A 22,151-nucleotide genomic window follows, 5' to 3' on the forward strand; every position below is an offset into this window, starting at 1 on the left:
CCATCCCCGGGCCGCGGGGAGCTCTGCGGCGGTGGGCCTGGTGGTCCGAACCACCCACAAATGTGGGATGTCGGTCGCGCGGGTGTGCGCGCACACTCGTCGGCATGCCCCGAGGTCTGACCGCCGAGCGCGTACGTCAGGACGTCGACGTCGTGTCGCGCGCCGGGCTGGACCTCGAGACGTTCCTGGAGGAGGCCGTCGAGTCCCTCGTGCGCGCCGTGCCCTGGGTGAGCGCCTGCCTGGCGACCCACGACCCGGGCACCCACCTGTTGACGAGCGCGCGGAAGTACGGCGCCCTGCGGTCGATGAACTCCCGCGACCACGAGTTCGGTCTCATCGAGTACGGCACGGTCGAGCCGACCGCCTTCACCGAGCTCGCGGCCACCCGGACGGCGGCGGCCGGCGTGCACCAGGTGACCGGCGGTGAGGTGGAGCGCTCGGGGCGCATGAGCACCTTCATGGTGCCGAACTTCGGCTTCACCGACGAGGCGCGGGTCGTCTTCCGCGACGGAGCCGAGGTGTGGGGCGGGATGGCGCTGTTCCGCGGCGACGGCGACCGGCCCTTCGACGAGTCGGAGGTCCAGTTCCTGGCCGGCGTCTCGTCGGCGTTCGCGCGCGGTGTGCGGACCGGCCTGCTCACGCGGATGGCCGACGCCCCGGCGCCGTCCGTGGCCGCCCCGTCCGGGCCCGCCGTGCTCATCGTCGGCACCGACGACGCGATCGCGCAGATGAGCGTCGGGGCCGAGGAGCGGATCGCCGACCTGATCGCGACGTCACCGGCCGCGGGCGATCCGCTCAGCCCGGTCGCCGCGCTCGTCGGAGCCGCCCGGCGCTACGCCCGCGGGGAGACGACCACGCCGCCGCGCTGCCGGGTCCGCGCGGCGAGCGGGATGTGGCTGGTGCTGAACGCCGCCCCGCTGACCTCCTTCGGCGACCGGGGCGGCGACGTCGTCGTCACGATCGAGGAGGCCCGGCCCCCGGAGATCGTCGCGCTCGTGGTCGCGGCGTTCGGCCTGACCCAGCGCGAGCGGGACGTGACCCAGCTGGTGCTCCAGGGGGTCGACACCAAGGAGATCGCCGCGACGCTGCACGTGTCGACGTACACCGTCCAGGACCACCTGAAGTCGGTCTTCGACAAGGCCGACGTGCGGTCCCGCCGCGAGCTCATCGCCCGGATCTACTTCGACCAGTACGTCCCGCGAATGGGCTCAGAGCTCGGTCCCTCCGGGTGGTTCAGCAGCTGACCGCCCGACCCGGCGGGCGACGGCGACGACCGGGCTCAGCCCCGCTCGGCAGCCTGCTGCGCAGGCTCGAGGGTGAGGCTGATCGAGTTGATGCAGTACCGGTCGCCGGTGGGCGTGCCGTACCCGTCGGGGAAGACGTGGCCCAGGTGGGAGCCGCAGCTCGCGCAGCGGACCTCGACCCGCTTCATGCCGTGGGAGGTGTCCTCGATGTACTCGATGGTGTCGGTGAGCGGCTGGTAGAACGACGGCCAGCCGCAGCCGGAGTGGAACTTGGTGTCAGACTCGAACAGCGCGGCCTGGCAGGCCTTGCAGCGGTAGACGCCGGTGGTCTCGGTGTCGGTGTACTCACCGGTGAACGCGCGCTCGGTGCCCGCCTGGCGCAGCACGGCGTACTCCTCGGGGGAGAGCTCCTCGCGCCACTGCTCGTCGGACTTCTCGACCTGGTAACCCATGCCTCCAGCGTACGGCGGCGTCCCAGGACGGCGGCTGTCGTGGACACCCGGTTGACCGGTCTAGAGGACGAGTGTTCACTGAGTGTGCGAGGGACGTCACAAGGGCAACGGGGGCGACATGGCAGGCACCATCCCGTGGGAGCGGGTCCGCAAGGCGGGACACACGCTCACCACTCCGCTGGACCCCGACGACTACCTGCGGTTCATCAACCCGCTGTGGACCGCGCGCGAGCTGCGCGGGCGGGTGGAGGAGGTCGTCCCCGAGACCGACGACGCCGCGACCCTGGTGATCCGGCCCGGTTGGGGCTGGCGCTACCGGCACCGCCCCGGGCAGTACGTCGGCATCGGCATCCAGGTCGACGGCAAGTTCCAGTGGCGCTCCTACTCGGTCTCCTCACCGCCCCGGCGCAAGGGCCGCACCATCTCGATCACCGTGCGGGCGATGCCGGAGGGCAAGCTCTCCGCCCACCTGGTCAAGGGCCTCGAGCCGGGCACGATCCTGCGGCTGGCACTGCCCGAGGGCGACTTCGTGCTGCCCGACCCACCCCCGCCGAAGATGCTGTTCCTCGTGGCCGGCAGCGGCGTCACGCCGGTGATGTCGATGCTGCGCACGCTCGACCGCCGCGGCACCCTCGGTGGCGGCGACGGCGAGGACTCCGGGCCCGACGTCGTCATGCACTACTCCTCGCCGACCCCGGACCGGATGATCTTCCGCGACGAGCTCGAGGCGCTGGCCGAGAAGCACCCCGGCCTGACGCTGCACCAGCTGCACACCGACGTCGACGGGATGCTCGAGCTCGAGCACCCGGAGAAGGGCCTCGACGGCATCTGCCCCGACTGGCGCGAGCGCGAGACCTGGGCCTGCGGGCCGGGCCCGATGCTCGACGCGATCACCGAGCACTTCGAGAAGGAGGGGCTCGAGGAGCAGCTCCACCTCGAGCGGTTCTCCCTCGAGCTCGGCGACCAGGGCGGCGAGGGCGGCACGATCACCTTCCGCAACTCCGGGAAGTCCATCGAGGTCGACGGCGCCACCACGGTGCTCGAGGCCGGCGAGCAGGCCGGGGTGGGCATGCCGTACGGCTGCCGGATGGGCATCTGCCACACCTGCACGCTCACGCTGGTCGAGGGCACGGTGCGCGACCTGCGCAACGGCGACGACTTCGGCCAGCCCAACGAGCCCGTGCAGACCTGCGTCACCGCCGCCGTCGGCGACTGCACCCTCGACATCTGAGCACCACCGCACAGCCAGCCAGCACACCCACCCCGCACACCCACCCCGCACACCCACCCCGCACACCAGCACTGGAGGCCCCGTGGCCATCGCGGACGTCAAGGAGTACACCCACCTCTCCGATGAGGAGGTCGAGCAGATCGGGCGTGAGCTCGACGCGATCCGGCAGGAGGTCGAGGAGTCCCGCGGCGCCGCCGACGCGGCGTACATCAACCGGCTGATCAAGATCCAGCGTGGGCTCGCGGCCGCCGGCCGGGTCTCCATGCTCGCCGGGACGTGGGGGCGCCGGTGGGCGCCGCGCGCGGAGAAGCCGGCCATCGCCGTCGGCGCCGTGTGCCTCGGCGTGGCCAAGATCCTCGAGAACATGGAGATCGGCCACAACGTCATGCACGGCCAGTGGGACTGGATGAACGACCCCGAGATCCACTCCTCGAACTGGGAGTGGGACACCGCGCAGCCGGCCGAGCAGTGGAAGCACTCCCACAACTACATCCACCACCAGTTCACCAACGTCCTCGGCCACGACAACGACATCGGCTACGGCATCCTGCGGATGGCGCGCGAGCAGCGCTGGCACCCCTACTACCTGGGGCAGCCGGTCTACAACGCGCTGCTGGCCACGCTCTTCCAGTGGGGCGTCGCCCTCCACGACCTCGACCTCGAGCGGATCCGCAAGGGCGAGAAGGACCCCAAGGAGATGAAGCGCCAGCTGGCGCAGATCCTCCGCAAGGGACGCAACCAGGTGCTCAAGGACTACGTCGTCTACCCGGCGCTGTCCGGCCCGCGGTGGAAGGAGGTCGCGGTCGCCAACGCCACCGCCAACCTCAGCCGCAACCTGTGGTCCTACGTCATCATCTTCTGCGGCCACTTCCCCGACGGCGCGATGCACTTCACCGAGGAGGAGCTCGAGGACGAGACCCGCGCCGAGTGGTACCTGCGCCAGGTCCTGGGCGCGGCGAACTTCAAGGGCGGCCCGCTGCTGCACGTCATGAGCGGCAACCTCGGCTTCCAGATCGAGCACCACCTCTTCCCGGACCTGCCGAGCAACCGGTACGCCGAGATCTCGGTCAAGGTCCGCGCGCTGTGCGACAAGTACGACATCCCCTACACCACCGGCCCGCTGCACCGGCAGTACGGCCAGGCGCTGCGCACGATCATCAAGCTCTCGGTCCCCAACAGCTGGACCACCAGCAACGACCCGGCGCCGCCGGAGCGCTCCGACACCGCTGACGAGCCGTCCAAGGACCGCCGCCGCAAGTCCGACGCCGAGCGGCAGCCGCGCCGCGCCGAGCTCGGTGCCTGGACCCGCTCGCCCCGGGAGAGGAGCCACGACTGATGGATCCCGCTCCCCGCGAGTTCTCCGAGCTGCCGACCGACCCCGACCTGGGCGTCCCCGTCCCGTTCGCGGCCGGCACCGACGTCGGGTACGGCGACCGGCCGGCCGGCGCGGCGATCTCGGCCCGCGGGCTGGACAAGCGCCGGGTGACCCAGTGCGCGCTGAGCCGCGTGTGCGGGGTCTGCGGTGCCACCCTCGGCCGTCCGCTGGCGTTCCTCGGCACCCGGACCGAGGCCGACCGGCTGGCGTTCCACCTGCCGCCGGCCCACCTGTCCTGCGCGCAGGCGCTGCACGCGGCGTACTCCTCGGTGGGCGAGGCGCTCCTCGGCCTCGACGCACCGCCGACGGACTGGGTGCTGGTGACCACCGCGAGCTTCGAGTTCGTGCGTCCGGGGCGCGACGACCTCGACAAGCGCCCGACGTTCCAGCCCAGCTCCGCGCTCACCGAGGTGACCCCCGCCGGTCGGTGACCCCCGCTAGCGTGGCGTCCATGGCGAAGGCAGCGGCCGCGACGGTCGTCGCGGGGGACCGCGAGGTACGGGTGACCAGTCCGGACCGGGTGATCTACCCGGCGACGGAGACGACGCCCGAGGTCACCAAGCTGATGGTGACGCAGTACGTCGCGTCGGTCGGCGAGGGCCTGATGCGGGCGTTGCGCGACCGGCCGACCGCGCTGGAGCGCTGGCCCGCCGGCGTCCACCCCGGCATCAAGCTGGCGACGGGCCGGCCGGGGGAGAAGGCCGACGCGTTCTACCAGAAGCGGGTGCCCAAGGGGGCTCCGGACTACCTGGAGGCCGTCGAGATCACCTTCCCCTCCGGCCGCACCGCCGAGGAGATCTGCCCGACCGAGATCGCGGTGCCGGTGTGGTGCGCCCAGATGGGCACCCTGACCTTCCACCCGTGGCCGGTGCGCCGCGACCCGGCGTCGGACACCTGGGGCGACCGGCCCGACGAGCTGCGCATCGACCTCGACCCGCAGCCGGGCACCGGCTTCAACGACGCCGTCCGGGTGGCCGGCGTGGCCAAGGAGCTGCTCGAGGAGCTCGGCCTGCGCGGCTTCGCGAAGACCTCCGGCAACCGCGGGGTGCACGTCTACGTCCGCATCGAGCCGCGCTGGGAGTTCACCGACCTGCGCCACGCCGCCATCGGCTTCGGCCGCGAGCTGGCCCGTCGCGACGAGGCCGTGACCGTCGAGTGGTGGAAGGAGGAGCGGGGTGCGCGGATCTTCGTCGACTACAACCAGAACAACCGCGACCGCACCATCGCCTCGGCCTACTCCCTGCGCCCGCTGCCGGGCGCCCCGGTGTCCACCCCGGTGGGCTGGGAGGAGCTGGCGACGCTGACGGACCCCCAGGTCTTCAACCTCTTCACCGTCCCCGACCGGCTCGCCGACGGCGACCCCTGGGCCGACATGGACGACACGGCGTACTCCCTCGAGCCGCTGCTGCGGCTGTGGGAGGAGCTGCCCGGCGGGGAGCTGAACTTCCCCCCGGACTACCCGAAGATGCCCGGCGAGCCGCCGAGGGTGCAGCCCTCGAAGAAGGTCGCCTCGCACTGGGACGACGAGGGCAACCGGATCGGGTGAGCGCCGGCCGCGGGCGGCCGTAGGTTCCCACCATGGAGATCACCGTGGACGTCACCGTGGCGGGGGAGCGCGCGCTGCTCGAGGGGATGCTCGACCGGCAGCGGTCGGCGATCGCCGGACTGCTCGACGACCTCACCGAGGAGGAGGCGAGGGAGCGGCTGGTGCCCTCCCTGACCACCCCGCTCGGGCTGGTCACCCACGCGACGTTCGTCGAGCGGGTGTGGTTCCACCACCGGGTGGCCGGCGTCGCGCGCGCCGAGCTCGGGCTGCCCGACACTGTCGAGGAGAGCTTCCTGCTCGACGACTCCGCCACGGTCGCGTCGGTGCGCGCGGCGTTCCTGGCGGCGTGCGAGCGGTCCCGGGCGGTGGCCGCGGAGCACGGGCTCGACGAGCAGTTCGCCTGGCACTCCGGACCGGTGAGCCTGCGCTTCGTCCACGCCCACGTCGTCGCCGAGCTGGCCCGTCACGCCGGCCACGGCGACATCCTCGTCGAGCAGCTGCGGACCCGGCGGCCCGCGGACGCCTGAGGCGGGCTCAGCCCGCGGGGTGGTCCACCAGGCTCAGCGCGTAGCCGGCGCCGTCGGGGACGGCCCGGGCGACCTCGCGCCAGCCCTGGTCGGCGAGGCGGCGGGCGTAGGCGCGGACGTCCGGCTCGCGCGAGCCCAGCAGCAGCAGCCGGCGCCGGTCGGAGCCGGCCACGTCCTCGACCGGGTGCAGCAGCGCGAGCTCGTGGACCACGGTCGCCGCGCTGGCGTCCTCGAACCGGGCCCGGAGCACGGCCCGGGCCCCGTCGGGCCGCTCGGCCCAGACCGCCGCGCGGCCCTCGTGCCGCACCGATCCGGCTGCCGGCGCCACGGGCAGGAAGTCGGCACCCATCGCTCTCACGCTCGCGGAGCCTACTGAGCCCGGGCCGGGCGGCGTCAGCGGCACGGTCGCCGCGGCGCGGCGATAGCCTCCCGGGGTGAGCGAGCGACCCCACCAGACCAAGCCCCGGCTCGTCGTCGTCACCGGGTCCGGCCGCAGCGGCACCAGCACGGTCACGGGAGCGCTGGCGCGCCTGGGCCTGCACCTCCCCGGCCCGCTCGCCCCCGCCGACGAGCGGAACCCCAAGGGCTTCTACGAGACGCCCTGGGTGATCGAGGCCAACCGCGTCGTGCTGGAGTCGGTGCCGGTCCGCGGCAACGACGCGCGGCCCGACGCCGCCGCGCTCGTGGAGGAGAGCGCGAGCGCCGAGAGCGCCGAGCTGGTGGCCCGGGTGCGGGCGTGGCTGCTCCAGCACGTCGCCGGGCACGCCCAGTCGGTGGTCAAGGACCCGCAGATCTTCTGGCTGCACCGCGCCTGGCGCGCCGCCGCGGACGAGGCCGGGATCGACCTGTCGTTCGTGACGATGCTGCGGCACCCGGTCGAGGTCGCCCGCTCGCGCGACACCGCCTACCTCGTCGACAAGGACGCCGAGCACCGCCGCATCCGCGAGGTCAGCAACGTGGCCGCCTGGTGCAACGCCGCCTACGCCTCCGAGCGGGCCTTCCGCGGGCACCCGCGGGCGTTCGTCCGGTACGACGACCTGCTGGCCGACTGGCGTCGTGCGCTCGCGCCGCTGGAGGGGGCGCTGGGGGTCGACCTCGGCGCCGGCCTCCGCTCCGAGCCCGGGCCGGGGGAGCCGCACCCGGTCGACGACTTCATCGACGTCTCCCTCAACCGGTCGCGCGCCGGGTGGGAGGAGACGTCGGTCCCGCCGGCGCTGCGCGACGTCGCCGAGCGGACCTGGCGCGCGGTCAACGGGCTCGTGGACGCCCCGGAGGACCCTGCGGCGCTGGCCGAGCTGGACGCCGCCCGGGAGGCGTACGCCGGGCTGCACGCCGACGCCGTCGCGCTCGCCGCCGACCACACCGAGGCCGCCGTCGCCGCGGCACGTCGCGCGCAGCGCCAGGAGCTGCAGCAGGCGCGCTCCCGCAACCAGCGGCTGCGGGCGCGGGTGGAGGAGCTCGAGCGGGCCGCCCCGGCCCCCGGCCCCGCACGCCGGCTCGCCGCCCGGGCCGCGCGGGTGGTGCGCCCGCGCGGGTGAGTGCCGCGTCCGGCAGGGGGCCGGCGAGGTCGGCGGCGGCGGTCGGCGCGACTACCATCCCGTAGGCCGTTCCCGCGATGGCCGGCCTGACCCGACCTGACCGACCTGACCTCGGACGAGCGGAGGACGCATCGTGCTGGAGCCGGACCCGCCGGTCTCTGTCGTGGTCCCGCTGGACGGCGCACCGTCGCGGCCCGACAGCCAGGACCAGGGCCAGCACGAGGGCCTGCTGACGACCCTCCTCGCCGTCGCCCCCGTGGGTGCGGACCTCGTCGTCACGTCCGTCGACCCGGTCCCGGCCCGGGTGGCGAGCGCGCTGCCCGCAGGCACCCGGACCCTCCGCGCGGCCCCCGGTCGGCTGCTGGCGGTCGGCGCGGCCGCCGCGCGCGCGCCGTTCTGTGCAGTGCTCCTCCCGGGTGCGGTGCCCGACCAGCAGACGCTCGCGGGGTGGGCGGAGGGCCGAGGGGAGGGCCTGGTGCCGACCGCGACGCTGCGGGCACGCGCCGGCAGCGACACGACCGCGGCGGTCCGCCTGCCCGGCCTCGTCCCGCGGCTCGCGACGTCGTCCCCGGGGTCGACGAGACGTGCCGCCGGCGGCCAGGCGACCTCCGACGACCCGTTCGACACCGTGGTCGGGCCCCGGCTCGACGCGCTCGCCGAGCTCGAGGCGGTGTCGGCGCCGACCGACGAGGCGGCCGCCGCCCTCCAGGACGCCGTGGCCGTCGAGCTCCAGCCGGTCCGGGCGCACCTCGACACCCACCCGCAGGACCACGCGCGCCTGGTCGAGGAGGTCGAGGCGCGGGGGCTGCAGCGGGTGGACTGGTCGCTGCTCAACGCGGGCCGGGCGAGGGAGCTGGCACTGCTCTACTGCTTCACGCCGTGGAACGGGACCAGCGGGCTGGTCGCGGCCCGCCGGATCCGCGCCCGCGGCGCGGTCGTGGAGGTGGTCGCCCAGGCCATGGACAACCTGCGGGGCCGCGACGAGGCGTCGCGCGCCATCGCCGCGCCGTACGTAGCCGGGCAGCACGTCGTGCCGGGCGACGCCTCCTTCGCCGGGTGGGAGGGCATCGTGCGGTTCGTGCGGTCCTCGACCCGGATCCTCGAGGAGGGGCCGCTGGCCGGGCGCCGGTTCGACACGGTCTACTCCCGCGCGATGTTCCCGGCCTCCCACGTCGCCGCCGCGCGCTACAAGATCCGCAACCCCGCGGTGCACTGGCGCGCGGAGTTCTCCGACCCGCTCTCCAAGGACGTCCACGGCGAGCCGCGTCCGGCGCGGCTGCGCGACGGCGAGCTCCTCCGCGAGCTGCGCGGCGGGCTCGAGGCGGCCGGGGTCGAGGCGCCCGGGCACCTCCAGCTGTTCCCCTGGGTCGAGCAGCTGGCCTACGCCCTGGCGGACGAGATCGTCTTCACCAACGCCAACCAGCGCGACTACATGCTCGGGTACTGCCCCGACCCCCTGCTGCGCAGCCGGGTCGAGGCGATCAGCACGGTCTCGCACCACCCGACGCTGCCGCCGCCGTTCTACCGCCGCGAGCCGTCGAGCTACGCGCTGGACCCCGAGCGCGTGCACATCGGCTACTTCGGCGTCTTCTACGCCACCCGGGGCCTCACCGAGGTCACCGAGGCGCTCGCGGGGCTGCCGGCCGCGGTCCGGGCCCGGGTCCAGCTGCACGTCTTCACCAGCGGTCCCGAGGAGATCGAGGAGGGCGTCCGGGCGGCCGGCCTCGCCGACGTCGTGAAGGTCAACGGCTACCGCCCGTTCCTCGAGTTCCTCCACCTCACCACCCGCTTCGACGTCCTCGTGGTCAACGACGCCGACCACGAGGGCGTCAACCCCTACCTGCCCTCGAAGCTGTCGGACTACCTCGGCAGCGGCACCGACATCTGGGCGATCAGCCAGCCCGGCAGCGTCCTGTCGCGGCAGCAGGTCGCCCACGCCTCGTCCCTGCACGACGTGGCCGGCGCCACCGAGGTGCTGACCCGGATCGCCGGTCGGCGCCCGTGACGACGACGAGCCGCCCCTCGCAGCACCCGGCCGCCGAGCCGGGCGCGGCACCGGCCCCCGACGGACGCACCCGGCTGCGGCGCGACATCGAGGGCCTGCGGGCCGTCGCCGTCGGGACCGTGCTGCTCTACCACGCCAGCAGCTCCCTGCTCCCGGGCGGCTTCGTCGGCGTGGACGTCTTCTTCGTCATCTCCGGGTTCCTCATCACCTCGCTCCTCCTGCGGGAGGCCGCCCGCGACGGGCGGATCTCCCTGGTCGACTTCTACGCGCGGCGGGCGCGCCGCCTGCTCCCGGCGGCCTCGCTCGTCCTGGTGGTGACCGCGCTGGCCGGCTGGGCGCTGCTGCCGCGCTCGGCCCACGCCGACCTCGCCACGGACGTCGCGTCCGCCACGGTGTACGCCGTCAACTGGACACTGGCCGCGCGCTCGGTCGACTACCTGGCCGAGGCCGCGACGCCCTCCGCCGTGCAGCACTACTGGTCGCTGTCGGTCGAGGAGCAGTACTACGTGGTGTGGCCGCTGCTGATGCTGGTGGTGCTCGCCCTCACGCGCCGCCGGAGGGGCAGCGTCGAGCGGTGGTTCCTCGCCACCGCCGCCACCGTCCTGGGCGTCTCGTTCCTCCTCGGCGTGCTCCGCACGGCGAGCGACCCCGCCGCGGCGTACTTCACCAGCCACACCCGGGTCTGGGAGCTCGCGGTCGGCTCGGTGCTGGCCTGCCTGGCCACCCCGGCCGCACGGATGTCCCGCGCCGCCGCGGAGGTGCTGGCCGCGGCCGGCCTGGGCGCCATCGTCGTGGCGGCCCTCACCCTCGACTCCGCGACCCCGTGGCCGGGCGTCGCGGCGCTGCTCCCGACCCTGGGCGCGGCGGCGGTGATCGGCGCGGGCTGCGCGCACCCGGCGTCCTGGGCCGGCCGGCTGCTCGGGCTCGGCCCGCTCGTGTGGCTCGGCGGCCTCTCCTACGCCGTCTACCTCTGGCACTGGCCGCTGCTCGTCATCGGCGGCTCGGTGTGGGACCTGGGGACCTGGTCCTCGCTGGGCCTCGCGCTCCTGGCCGTGCCGCTGGCCTGGCTCACCCGGCACCTCGTGGAGGACCCCGTCCGGTTCCACCGCGGTCTCGGGGCACGACCGGGGCGGGCGCTCGCGGCCGGCGGCGCCGCCATGGCGCTGTGCCTGGTGGTCGCCGGCCTGCTCTGGGCCGGCGCGCCCCGCCTGGACGGGGCGACCGGACGCGGCGCGACCGCGCTGGTCGCCGAGCCCTCGGCCGACCGGTGGGAGGTCGTGGACCGTCCCGCGCGGTTCTTCACCCGGCGCGGGCCGCTCACGCCCGATCCGGCGGTGGCGACCGAGGACGTGCCGGCCTACTACGACGACGACTGCCAGCTCAGCCCCGGCGAGACCGAGGTCCGCCCCTGCGAGTACGGCGACACCGACGGCACGACGACCGTCGCCCTCCTCGGCGACTCGAAGATGGGCCAGTGGTTCACCGCCTTCGACGCGATCGCGCGCGAGGAGGGCTGGCGCCTGCAGTTGCGCCTGAAGTCGGCCTGCTCCTTCACCCTGCAGGGCCTGGAGGAGGACTGCGCGCCGTACGCCCGCAACGTCCTCGACGCCTACGCCGCCGACGGCGCGCCCGACGTGGCGTTCGTGTCGCAGGGCAGCCCCACGGACGAGCCGGGCCTGCTCGAGGGCCACCGCGAGGCCCTCGAGGAGCTGATGGCGATGGGGACGCGCGTCGTCGTCGTGGACGACAACCCCTCGCCGCGGCGGGCGGCGACCTACCGGTGCGTGGAGCGCAACCCTGGCCGCTACGGGCGCTGCGACACCCCGCGCGGCGAGGACGTCGACGGCTACGGCAGCGAGACGCTCGCGCTCCTGGCCGACCGGCTCGACCTGCCCGTCGTGGACCTCGACCGCTGGATCTGCCCCGGCGAGGGCGCGTGCCCGTCCGCGATCGGAGGCGTGCTCGTCCTGCGCCAGGGGTCGCACCTGACCGACACCTTCGTCCGCACGCTGACGCCGATGCTGCACCGGGAGCTGAGCGAGGCCGGCGTGGCCCGCACCCCCGTGGAGCAGATCACCGTGGACGACGTGCCGCCCTCACAGGTCGGCTGAGGCCCCGACCGGTCCTGCCGCCCGGGCCGCGACCAGCCCGGTGACCACCTCGGCGGCGGCGGCCACGTCCCCGAGCAGGGTCGTGTGCGCGAGCGACCGGCGCGACATCACGCTCCCGGGCTCGACGATCGCCCAGACCGGGGTGCCGCTGCCGAGGTAGTCGGAGAGCTTCGAGGGCAGGTAGGGGTTGCCGCCGGGCCCGTGCTCGGAGGAGTCGGCGTCGTTGACGACGAGCACGTCGAAGCGGCGGGTCAGGGCGAGGAACTCCAGGAACCCGACGTAGGGGTTGACCACCACGCAGTCGGCCAGGCCCGCGTCGACGACCGCCGAGCGGATCGTGGCGGGGTCCTGGGTGAAGACGTGCAGGCGGACCCTGGACCGCACGTGCGCCGGGAGGCCCTCCAGCGCGCCGGTCACCTCGGTGAGCCCGCGGGTGGGGTAGAACGCGCCGAAGTAGCCGAGGTTCACGACGCCCTCGTCGAGGACGTAGTCCGGCTCCGCGAGGTCGTAGAACCGCGGCGGCAGGGTCGGGTGCGGACGCACCGTGGCGACCGCGCGCACGCGCTCGGCCAGCGCGGGGTCGGGGCAGTAGTCCAGCATGTACTCGAGCTGGTTCTCGTTGGTGAAGAGCACCTCGTCGGCCAGCGCGTACGCCGCGACCTCCGCCCACTCGAACGTGTCGTGGTGGCCCGGTGGCTCGAACCCGGCGGCGCGCATCCCCGACCGGAGCTCCTCGAGCAGGGCACCCTCCCGGGCCCGTCCCGGCCGGCGGCGGCCGTGGATCGTGCGGCTGATGGGGTCGGAGAACTCGGCGGTCCACGGGACCGAGGGGTTGCGCAGCTTGTACTGCGCGGCGACCAGGTGGCTGGCGACCCACATCGCTCGGGAGTACACCGACCGGTGGTCGGTGCCCCACTCCTCCAGCTGGGCGAAGACACCGCCGGACCACGACTCCACCGAGCCCCAGGAGCTGAAGTCGGCGGGGCCGCCGAGCGCGGCGACCCGAGCGACCCAGGGGTCGGCGATGACCTTCAACGACGTGTCGCGGTCGCGCATCTCGTCGAGGTCCTTGCAGACGACGTCGACGAGGACCCCGCGCTCGCGCAGCCGCCGGGCGGCGACGATGCCCGCGGTGCCCACCCAGGGCGTGAAGCAGTAGAGGAGGGCCAGGTTCTGCGCCGCACCCTCGTTCACCGTGGACCAGAACATCCGGCGCAGGCGGCGGCTCTCGACGTCCTCGATCACGGTGGTGCGCTGGTCGGGGTTGCGGCCGAGGAAGCGCTGGGCGTGGACCAGCTGGCTGCGGACCATGTGCCGGGTCAGCCGCTCCACGTCGCCGGTGGAGTCGGGGATGCTCTCGAGGCTGCCGATGCAGGCGAGCCGCTGGGTGATGGAGAAGTCGTAGCCCGGCTCCTGGCGCGAGAGCGAGTCCGGCACCTTCGTGCGCAGGTAGCAGGCGCGGCGGTCGGGCAGGACCCGGAAGGAGAACTGCTCGTGGGCGAAGGCCTTGGTCCAGAAGACGAAGTCCGAGCCGCCGCGGAGGGAAAAGTCGTAGCCCACGGTCCGGGCGAGCGAGACGGGGACCAGCTTGCCGACGTTCAGGGAGATCGCCTGCGGCAGCCGCACGACCGGCACGGGCGCACCCTCGGCGGCGCCGGGGATGGCGAGGGCCGCGGTCAGCGCGTCGGAGTAGTAGTTGGCGAAGTCCGGGGCGTCGGGTGCGTCCGGCTCGACGTCGGCCAGCCAGGCGAGCGGGACGATGCCGGGCTCGACCGCGGCGAGCAGGTCCTCGAGGTAGTGGGGCGTCACCCGGTCGTCGTCGTCGACGATCGTCATGTGGGTCCCGCGCGCCGCCCAGAGGCCGACGGTCCGCGCGTGGGCGACACCCGGGCGCTCGGAGCGGAGCACCCGGACGTGCATGTCGGTCTGCTGCCGGGCGACCTCCTCGACCGCCTCGTAGGTGCCGTCGGAGGAGCCGTTGACGACGACCACGACCTCGAACGCGTCGGCCGGGAGGGTCTGCGCGGCGAGGGAGGAGAGGGCCTCGCCGACGATCTCGGGGCGCCCGCGGGTGGCCACGACGACCGAGATATCAGGTGGCAGACTGCCGCTCATGCTGACGATCCCTTCGACCTTCCCCAGGCTCGTGCCGGGGCCTCTCGAGACGAGGGACGCCCGGTGACGACAACGGGACCGGACGATACGCGAACCGGACGGGCGCTGATCGTCGGCGTGGACCGACCCGGCGCGGCGCAGGTCTTCGGAGGTGCGCTCGAGCGCGTCGTCGTCACCACGTACGACGACATGGCGGCCGACCTGGCTACCGAGCTGGCCACCGACCTGGCCGCCGAGCACGACCCCACCGTCGCTGCGCCGACGACGGACCCGCTCGTCTTCGTCGGTGTCGCGGCGGGACCCGGGATGCAGCAGGCGGTCGACGCCGCTCTCGCGCTCGTGAGGCAGCCGGGCGGGACGGGCCAGGAGCCGCCGGTGCTCGCCGTCGAGATCCCCTGGGACCTCGACGCGCTGGACCACCTGCGCGCCCGGCTCACGGACCCGGCGGCCCCGGCGCTGACCGGTGTACGCCGCTTCCGCGACCGGCCGTGCGTCGTGCTCGGCGGTCCCTCGGCGCCGGTCGCCGACCCGGCCTGGGTGCTCGACGCGGTGCTGACGGCCGGCACGACGGCCCCCGACGCCCGCACCAGCCACCAGGAGCAGGTCGCCGCGGAGTGGGAGCGGGCCGCCGCGGCGGCCCAGCTCCAGCGCAAGGAGGAGCAGCTCCGGCGGGTCCGGGCCGAGCTGGCGGAGGCCCGCCAGCAGCTCGGTGACCGGCGGGACGGCCCCCGCACCCGCCCGGCAGGTGGTCGCGGCCCCGGGCAGAAGAAGCGTCCGGCGCCCCAGGGACAGGCGCAGGCGCGCCCGGCCGGGCCCGCGGCCTCGGCGAGGAGCCTGTTCGCCGTCGTGGGTCGCCGCGTGGGCCGCGGGCCTCGCGCGGGCCTGCTCGTGACCGCCGTCCTGGCGCTGCTCGCGCTGGTGCTGCCGGCCGTCGTCTTCGGCCTCGTCGCGGGCGCGGAGGGCGTCGTGGTCGGCCTCGCGCTCGGCGTCCTCCTGCTCGGCCTGGCCGCGCTGGCCGCGGTGGTCGCCTTCGCCCAGCGGTCCACCACCGCCCGGCTCGCGCACCTGGAGCGTGTCGTGGCCCGGCAGGGCCGGGACGCCCGCGGCCGCAGCCGGCGCCAGCTCGCCGTGGTCGAGGAGACCCGCGACCGCGCCCGGCGCCAGGGCCGCCGGCTGCGCAAGGTGCAGCGCGCCGTCGACGCCGTCCCCGCCCACCTCACCCGGACCGTGCAGAACGACGGGCTCACCGTCCGGCGCCAGGTGCAGGCGCTCGTCAACCTCAGCCAGATGGCGCCGATGCGCGCCGGCGTCCCGGCGCTGGGCGGCTGGGCCGCCTCACCCGACTTCGCGGTCGAGGTCGTCGACCGGCTGCTCGAGCAGCGGCCGCGGCTGGTCGTCGAGGCAGGCAGCGGCGTCTCGACGCTGCTCCTCGCCCTCGCCGCCCGCGAGCACGGGCTCGACACGCGCATCGTGTCGCTGGACCACGACGCCCACTACGCCGCGCAGACCCGGGAGCTGCTCGAGCGCCACGGCGTGGCCGACCGCGCGGAGGTCCGCTGGGCGCCGCTCGCCCGGACCCACGTGCCGGGCCACCTGACCCCCTGGTACGACGAGGCGGCGATCGCCGACCTCCACGACGTCGGCATGCTCGTCGTCGACGGCCCCCCGACGGCGACCGGCCCGGCCGCGCGGTACCCCGCGGTCCCGCTGCTGCGCGACCGCCTCGCGGCCCGCTGCACCATCGTCGTCGACGACACCACCCGCGCCTCGGACCTCGAGGTGACCGAGCGCTGGGCGCTCCTGCTGCCGGACTTCGAGGTCCGCAGCCTCCCGCTGGAGAAGGGCGCGGTGGTGATGCGTCGGGGCTGACACCCCGACGGTCGCGCTGCCCCCCGCCGCCCCCGTGGACCACGGGGGCGGCGCGGTGGTCAGAGCCGGTGGGTGCTCTCGCCGGTCGTGCGCCCGCGGGTGTCGAACAGGCAGCGGGCCGAGGCCTCGATCGCGTCGAGGTCGTAGGCGCTGTGCTGCTGGAGCAGCACGGTCAGGTCCGCGTCGGCGGCCGCGGCGAGCACGTCCTCTCCGGCCGACGTGGTGCCCGCGACGTCCCACGAGGCGACGTGCGGGTCGTGGTAGCGCACCGATGCGCCCAGCTGGAGCAGCCGCTTGGCCACGTCGACGGCCGGCGACTCGCGCTGGTCGGCGATGTCGGGCTTGTAGGTGACGCCGAGCAGCAGCACGGTGCTGCCGCGCACCGCCTTCTCCTGGTCGTTGAGCAGCGAGGCGATCCGGCTCACGACGTACGCCGGCATCGAGGAGTTGATCTCCTGGGCCAGCTCGACGAAGCGGAAGCCGTAGCCCAGCTGCGTGCGCACCCGGTGGCTGAGGTAGTTGGGGTCGATCGGGATGCAGTGCCCGCCGACGCCGGGGCCCGGGGTGAAGGCTTGGAAGCCGAACGGCTTGGTCGAGGCGAGCCGGACGACCTCCCAGAAGTCGATCTCGAGCTCGTGGAAGAAGCGCGCCATCTCGTTGACCAGCGCGATGTTCACGTGCCGGTAGGTGTTCTCGAGCAGCTTGGCCGACTCCGCCTCGCGGGTGCCCGACGCCACGACCACGGTGTCGACGACGCGGGAGTAGAACGCCCGCGCCTTCTCCTGGGCGGCGGGGTCGTCGGCGCCGACGACCTTGGGCGTGTTCTTGAGGCCGTACGTCGCGTTGCCCGGGTCGATCCGCTCGGGGCTGTACGCCACGTGCAGCTCGTCGGCACCCAGGCCCGAGAGCTCCTCGAGCAGCGGCCGGACGACCTCCGCCGTCGTGCCGGGGTAGGTGGTGGACTCGAGGACCACCAGCGTGCCGGGCCGCAGGTGCGGGCCGATGCCGCGGCAGGCGCCCTCGACCGCGGCGAGGTCCGGGCCGCCCTCGGCGCTCAGCGGCGTCGGGACGCAGATCACGACCGCGTCGGCCTCGGCGACGCAGGTGGCGTCGTCGGTGGCGGTGAAGCCGGTCGCGAGGAGCTCGCCGATCTCGGCGTCGTCCAGGTCGTCGACGTGCGAGCGTCCGGCGTTGAGGCCGTCCACGACGCCGCGGGACACGTCCAGCCCGGTGACGGAGAGTCCGGCGCGGCAAGCCTCCGCGACCAGTGGGAGCCCGACGTACCCGAGCCCCACGACGACGAGGTCGCCCATGTCCTGTTCCTCTCCTGGAGTGCCCTGCTGCTAGGTTCTGGCAGCCCCAGACCCTAACCCCAGGACGTCTCGCATGCCCGTCCCCCCCGCCGAGATCTGGCACGTGACCGGTGCCCGGCCGAACTTCCCGAAGGCGGCTCCCGTCCTCCGCGCGATGGCGCGGCACGGTCACCGCCAGCGGCTCGTGCACACCGGGCAGCACTACGACGACAACATGTCGACGGTCTTCTTCGAGCAGCTCGACCTGCCGCGTCCCGACCTCAACCTGGGGGTCGGCTCCGGCACGCACGCGGTCCAGGTCGGCACGGTGATGGCGCGCCTGGAGGAGCTGTGGACCGCGGAGCGGCCGGCGCTCGTCATGGTCTACGGGGACGTCAACTCGACGGTCGCCGCGGCCATGGTCACCAGCAAGATGGGCATCCCGCTGGCCCACGTCGAGGCGGGCCTGCGCAGCTTCGACCGGACGATGCCGGAGGAGGTCAACCGGCTGGTCACCGACCGCCTCAGCGACCTGCTGCTCGCCACGAGCGTCGACGCCGTGGCGCACCTGGCCCGCGAGGGCGTGGACCCCGACGCGGTCCACCTCGTGGGCAACCCGATGATCGACACCCTGCTCAGCCACCGCGCCGAGCTCGGTCCGCACCGCCTGGCCGGCCTGCCGGACCTGCCCGCGTCGTACGCCGTGGCGACCCTGCACCGGCCGGCGAACGTCGACCACGACGACGCCCTGGTCGAGCTCGTCAAGGGCCTGCACGCGACGGCCGACCAGGTGCCGGTCGTGCTGCCGGTCCACCCCCGCAGCCGGCCCAGCCTCACCCGCGCCGGGCTGTTCGAGCACCCCGCGGTGCACGCGGTCGACCCGCTGCCGTACCTGGAGTTCCTCAGCCTGGTCGACGGCAGCGCCCTGGTCGTCACCGACTCCGGTGGGATCCAGGAGGAGACCACCGTGCTCGGGGTGCCGTGCCTGACGGTGCGGCCCAACACCGAGCGCCCGGTGACGATCACCCAGGGGACCAACCGGCTCGTCGAGGCGACCGGCCTGGCCACCGCCGTCGCCGCCGCCCTCGCCGCCGGGCGGCCCGAGCAGTGGCCGGTGCCGCCGCTGTGGGACGGCCACGCGGGCGAGCGGATCGCCGACGTCGTGACCGCCTACCTCGCGTCCCGGTCGGGCTGACCGACGCTCGCCGGTCGCGGGCTCAGCGCTCCCAGGGAGCCGCGACCGGGTAGTACGCCGCGTAGAACTCGCGCAGCAGCCGGTCGAGCCGCGTGGCCGTCGCGGCGTGGTCGTGGTGGTCGCCGAGGCAGAAGAAGTCCTGCTGCCGGTCGAGCAGCCGCTGCAGCTGCCAGGCCACGTCGCTGTTGCTCACGTTGACGAAGGAGTGCTCGGCGGAGCCGAGGTACGCGCTGCCGGTCGCGAGGCCGTAGTGCTGGGCCAGCGAGCTCAGCACCGACACGTCGGTCTCGGAGCGGAACGGCGAGCGGGCGGTGCGGGCCAGCTCCTCGGGGAACCGTTCGGTGATCTCCTCCAGGACCGACACCCGGTGCGGGTGCGGGGTGTGGGCCAGGGTGCTGGTCGTGGTCGCGCCGAAGGCCTCCCGCAGCACCCGGCGGTTGTTCCAGGCGGCGCGGAGGTACGCCGGCGCGCCGGGGTCGTCGTCGGGTCCGACGGTCGTGGTGGAGAGGAAGACCGCGTTCTGCCCGGCGGGGGTGAACAGCTGCTCGGGGCGCACCGGACGACCGAGGAACACGTCGTCGTTGAGGTAGACCCACTGCTCGCTGAGCCCCGGGATGCGGTGCAGCGCGGTCTCGATCGCGTGCGAGCTGAACGTCGGCAGCGCGTCCGCCGGGAGGATCTCCCGGTGGTCGACCACGGTGACCTGCGGGTGGTCGCCGAGCCACGCGGGCCGCTGGCCGGCGGTGACGAGGTAGATGTGGCGCACCCAGGGCGCGAACAGGTGCACGCTGCGCATCGAGTGCCGCAGCTCGTCGCGGTGGACGAACCGCGCGCGGCCGCTGGCCTCGCGGGTGGTCGCCGTGCCGGTGACCTGCGACAGCCTCGCGGCACGGGCGTCGTTCCACTCCGGGTCGTTCCCGTCGACCCAGGTGTAGACGACGTCGACCGGGAAGCGGCACTGGTCGAACGTCGGCTCGGCCATCAGGGGCAGCGTGCGGACGGTGACGCCGTCGACGTCGTGGTCGACGAGCACGGTGCCGGGCGGCACGCGCTGGACCCAGCGGTTGCGGCGCGGCGCGACCAGGTCGCCGTCGACCGTCGACTCCCAGAACTGGAGGTCGACGGTGCCGCCGTGCGCGAGCAGGCCGGGGCGTCCGGTGGCGGGGTCCTCGGGCCACGGCTCGAGCGAGACCTGGGTGGTCATCCCGCGGCGCAGGTCACGGGCCAGCTCGGCGACCGGTGCGCGGCGCTCGTGCCAGCCGTGCTGGGCGGGGTCGCGCAGGGAGAGGTACGCCGGGACGTCGGCGGCCGCCAGGTGGTCCAGGACGGACCGGCGGGCCGACATCGGGACCGCGACGACCGGCGGGGTGGGCCCGTCCGGCGGGACCACGAACCACGCGTCGCTGGCGGCGCGGGCGGCGTCGACCGCCAGCCGCAGCGCGGTGCGGCGCGCCTCGAGGGGCGTCACCCCCGGGGCGGTCACGGGGTCGGCGGAGCGGCGACGCCGCGGGGGCTTGGCGAGGGCGCGGGCCTCGAGCCGTCCCCGCCCCGCCCGGCGGGCCCGCGCGTCGGCGAAGACCCCGAGCCAGCGCTCGGCGAGCGCGTGCGCGTCGTACTGCCGGGCGGCGCGGTGCGCCCCCGCGCCGAGCCGGTGGCGCAGCTCGTCGTCGGACGCGAGCCGGAGCAGGGCAGCGGCCATGCCGGCCACGGACTCCGGGCCGACGAGGAGCCCGGACACCTCGTGCTCGATGAGCTCGCGGGGACCGGAGCCGCAGTCGAAGCTGGCCACCGGGACACCCGCGGCCATCGCCTCCTGGGCGACCAGCGGGAGCCCCTCGGCGCGGGAGGTGACCGCGGAGATGCTCGCCTTGGCCCACTCGCCGCGCATGTCGGGGACGGCGCCGGGCAGCTCGACGCGGTCCCACAGGCCGTCCTTGCGGACCTGGCGCAGGATCTCGTTGCGCTGCGGGCCCTCGCCGCAGATCCGCAGCCGCCAGCCCGGCATCCGGTCGGCGACCAGGCCGAAGGCGGCGACGAGCTTGGTGAACTGCTTCTCCGGGACGAGCCGGCCCGCGGCGACGATCGTCCTGCGGTCCAGCCGGGAGCGGGGGACGAACCCGATCGGGAGCGGGTCGGGCACGACGACCGTCTCGGGGGCGACCTCGCCGAGGCGCTCGCGCAGCCAGGTCTCGGCCGACGGCGTCAGGAGGGCCACGACGTCGGCCTGCGGGGCGTGGGCCAGCAGCGGCTCGAGTCCCGAGGCGCGGTCGGAGGAGGAGCGGTGCTCCTGGTGGACCACCGTGACGTGGTCGGGCAGCAGCTGGACGGCCGAGGCCAGGAGGGCCGGGGTCACGGTGACCACCACGTCGACGTCGAGGGCCGGCAGCGCCGCCCCCATCGCCACGTCGGTCAGCGCGGAGAACTGCGCGTCCCACCGCGCCGGCACCAGCGCCGACCCGCGGTCCGCGAGAGCCGTGGCAGCCTGCGGGGCGAGGCCCGCGACGGCCGCTCGCGCCGGGTCGCGGTCCTCGCGGACGTCGGCGAGGTACTGCACCGTGACCCGGTCGTCGACCTCGTACCAGGGCCGGTCGGCCGTGCGGGTGACGCTGACCAGCCGGACGTCGTGGTCGGGCGCGAGCGCGTTGGCCTGCGTGATGGCGGACCGGGTCGGCCCGGTCATCCCGTCGAGGTCGGTGACCAGCCAGGCGATCCTCACGAGCGCTCCTCCTGCTGGTCGTCCTGGTGGTCGTCCTGGTGGTCGTCCTGCTGGTCGTCGGGGTGGTCGTCGCGGGGCGGGACCCGCACCCCGAGCGTCGCGTCCGGGAACCACACCAGACGCCACAGCGGCCGGTCTGCCTCGTCGAGCAGGAGCGGCAGCAGCGTCGCCGGCCCGGGCTGGCGCAGGTCGTTGACGTCGCGGGCGAGGGGGCGCGCGGCCCCCGCGGCTGCGACGGTGATGTCGAGCCGCCGGCCGCGGTCGAGCGGCACGTCGTCGCGGGCGATCCGCGCCCGACCCTCCAGGACCGACACCGTCGCCACGACGTCCCCGTCCCGCCCGCCCGCCCGCAGGTGGAGCTCGCCGCCGGCCACGCCGCCCACGTGCAGCTCGACGGCGTCGCCGGTGCTGGTCACCGACACGAGCCGGGGGAGCGGCCGCTCGACCGGTCGTCGGTGCAGCCGCAGGGTGCCGTCCTCGGCCCGCTCGAGGCCGAACCGGGCCGAGCCGTCGCGGGTCGTCGGCACCGCCGTCGGCCCGCCGTCGGGCCCGACCGCCGGTCCCACCTCCGTGAGCGGCGGGGTCCAGACCGCCCGGGGCGCGCGGCCGCCGGAGCCGACCAGCACGGCGTCGTACGTCGCGGGGCCGGTGCCGGGCAGCGCGAGCAGGTCGGCGCGGACCGAGCGGTAGGTCGGCGTGTCCTCGTGGTCGCCGACCAGGGCCACGACCTCGCCGGAACCGGTGTCGCGCAGGGCGAGCGTGCCGGGCGCGGCGTCGACGGCCAGCCACAGGTGCTCGCCGTCGAGGACGGCGGCGTACGCCGCGGTCGGGCGGCCGTGCGGCGGGGTGGGCCGGGGCGGTCGCTCGAGGGTCAGGTCGGGGGCGTGCTCGTCGGCGGGACCGGCCTCGGTCGACCGGCGGAGGTGGAGTCGCAC

At 74.7% G+C, this 22,151-nt stretch carries 17 protein-coding genes; 11 read left to right on the plus strand and 6 right to left on the minus strand.

The annotated features are described in order from the left end of the window. Positions 1–104 precede the first annotated feature (104 nt). A complete protein-coding gene (locus tag OSR43_RS04450) occupies positions 105–1,244 on the plus strand; it encodes a LuxR C-terminal-related transcriptional regulator (protein ID WP_302269846.1) in 1,140 nt (379 codons plus the stop codon). A gap of 35 nt (positions 1,245–1,279) precedes the next feature. Here OSR43_RS04450 and msrB read toward each other — a convergent pair whose 3' ends face one another. Beyond that, positions 1,280–1,696, minus strand: coding sequence for a peptide-methionine (R)-S-oxide reductase MsrB (msrB, locus tag OSR43_RS04455; protein ID WP_302269847.1), 417 nt, complete (start codon positions 1,694–1,696; stop codon positions 1,280–1,282). A gap of 118 nt (positions 1,697–1,814) precedes the next feature. Between msrB and OSR43_RS04460 the strand changes: the two genes are divergently transcribed. From OSR43_RS04460 to OSR43_RS04480, 5 genes are all read left to right on the plus strand, one after another. Continuing rightward, a complete protein-coding gene (locus tag OSR43_RS04460; protein ID WP_302269848.1) occupies positions 1,815–2,927 on the plus strand; it encodes a ferredoxin reductase in 1,113 nt (370 codons plus the stop codon). An 82-nt stretch (positions 2,928–3,009) separates the two neighbouring features. After that, a complete protein-coding gene (locus tag OSR43_RS04465; RefSeq protein ID WP_302269849.1) occupies positions 3,010–4,263 on the plus strand; it encodes an acyl-CoA desaturase in 1,254 nt (417 codons plus the stop codon). Next, complete coding sequence (locus OSR43_RS04470) at positions 4,263–4,733, plus strand: hypothetical protein (RefSeq protein WP_302269850.1); 471 nt, start codon at positions 4,263–4,265, stop codon at positions 4,731–4,733. Before OSR43_RS04465 ends, OSR43_RS04470 begins: the two co-directional genes overlap by 1 nt. A 20-nt stretch (positions 4,734–4,753) precedes the next feature. Next, positions 4,754–5,848: a DNA polymerase domain-containing protein gene (locus OSR43_RS04475; RefSeq protein ID WP_302269851.1), complete on the plus strand. Its 1,095-nt coding sequence runs from the start codon at positions 4,754–4,756 to the stop codon at positions 5,846–5,848. A 32-nt stretch (positions 5,849–5,880) separates the two neighbouring features. After that, the gene (locus tag OSR43_RS04480) at positions 5,881–6,375 is read left to right on the plus strand and encodes a DinB family protein (protein WP_302269854.1); all 495 of its coding nucleotides are present in this window, start codon (positions 5,881–5,883) and stop codon (positions 6,373–6,375) included. A gap of 7 nt (positions 6,376–6,382) precedes the next feature. Here OSR43_RS04480 and OSR43_RS04485 read toward each other — a convergent pair whose 3' ends face one another. Then, positions 6,383–6,733: a hypothetical protein gene (locus tag OSR43_RS04485; protein ID WP_302269856.1), complete on the minus strand. Its 351-nt coding sequence runs from the start codon at positions 6,731–6,733 to the stop codon at positions 6,383–6,385. Positions 6,734–6,809: 76 nt separating this feature from the next. Between OSR43_RS04485 and OSR43_RS04490 the strand changes: the two genes are divergently transcribed. The 3 genes from OSR43_RS04490 to OSR43_RS04500 all read left to right on the plus strand — a co-directional run bounded on the left by OSR43_RS04490 (position 6,810) and on the right by OSR43_RS04500 (position 12,029). Next, the gene (locus OSR43_RS04490; RefSeq protein ID WP_302269857.1) at positions 6,810–7,913 is read left to right on the plus strand and encodes a sulfotransferase family protein; all 1,104 of its coding nucleotides are present in this window, start codon (positions 6,810–6,812) and stop codon (positions 7,911–7,913) included. Positions 7,914–8,046: 133 nt separating this feature from the next. Further along, a complete protein-coding gene (locus OSR43_RS04495) occupies positions 8,047–9,918 on the plus strand; it encodes a hypothetical protein (RefSeq protein WP_302269859.1) in 1,872 nt (623 codons plus the stop codon). Further along, positions 9,915–12,029 carry an acyltransferase family protein gene (locus OSR43_RS04500; RefSeq protein ID WP_302269861.1) on the plus strand — a complete coding sequence of 705 codons (2,115 nt, stop codon included), beginning with the start codon at positions 9,915–9,917 and terminating at the stop codon, positions 12,027–12,029. Before OSR43_RS04495 ends, OSR43_RS04500 begins: the two co-directional genes overlap by 4 nt. On the opposite strand, the gene OSR43_RS04505 is transcribed toward OSR43_RS04500, so the two are convergent. After that, on the minus strand, positions 12,015–14,144 hold the full coding sequence (locus OSR43_RS04505; protein WP_302269862.1) for a glycosyltransferase: 2,130 nt from the start codon (positions 14,142–14,144) through the stop codon (positions 12,015–12,017). The two genes, OSR43_RS04500 and OSR43_RS04505, sit on opposite strands and share 15 nt — an antisense overlap. Before the next feature lie 117 nt (positions 14,145–14,261). On the opposite strand from OSR43_RS04505, the gene OSR43_RS04510 reads away from it, so the two are divergent. Continuing rightward, on the plus strand, positions 14,262–16,013 hold the full coding sequence (locus tag OSR43_RS04510) for a class I SAM-dependent methyltransferase (RefSeq protein WP_302269863.1): 1,752 nt from the start codon (positions 14,262–14,264) through the stop codon (positions 16,011–16,013). Between the two features lie 59 nt (positions 16,014–16,072). Here the strand turns inward: OSR43_RS04510 and OSR43_RS04515 are convergent, their stop codons facing one another. Beyond that, entirely contained in the window at positions 16,073–17,326 is a 1,254-nt protein-coding gene (locus OSR43_RS04515; protein WP_302269864.1) for a nucleotide sugar dehydrogenase, read from the minus strand. 73 nt (positions 17,327–17,399) lie between these two features. Between OSR43_RS04515 and wecB the strand changes: the two genes are divergently transcribed. Then, on the plus strand, positions 17,400–18,500 hold the full coding sequence (gene wecB / locus OSR43_RS04520) for a non-hydrolyzing UDP-N-acetylglucosamine 2-epimerase (protein WP_302269865.1): 1,101 nt from the start codon (positions 17,400–17,402) through the stop codon (positions 18,498–18,500). Positions 18,501–18,522: 22 nt separating this feature from the next. Here the strand turns inward: wecB and OSR43_RS04525 are convergent, their stop codons facing one another. Together OSR43_RS04525 and OSR43_RS04530 are read right to left on the minus strand one after the other, a co-directional pair. Then, positions 18,523–21,216 carry a stealth conserved region 3 domain-containing protein gene (locus OSR43_RS04525; RefSeq protein WP_302269866.1) on the minus strand — a complete coding sequence of 898 codons (2,694 nt, stop codon included), beginning with the start codon at positions 21,214–21,216 and terminating at the stop codon, positions 18,523–18,525. Beyond that, positions 21,213–22,151 (minus strand): hypothetical protein, encoded by a 939-nt coding sequence (locus OSR43_RS04530; RefSeq protein WP_302269867.1) that lies wholly within the window; start codon positions 22,149–22,151, stop codon positions 21,213–21,215. Before OSR43_RS04530 ends, OSR43_RS04525 begins: the two co-directional genes overlap by 4 nt.

It is taken from the genome of Nocardioides sp. Arc9.136 (genome assembly GCF_030506255.1).
Taxonomy (GTDB): Bacteria; Actinomycetota; Actinomycetes; order Propionibacteriales; family Nocardioidaceae; genus Nocardioides.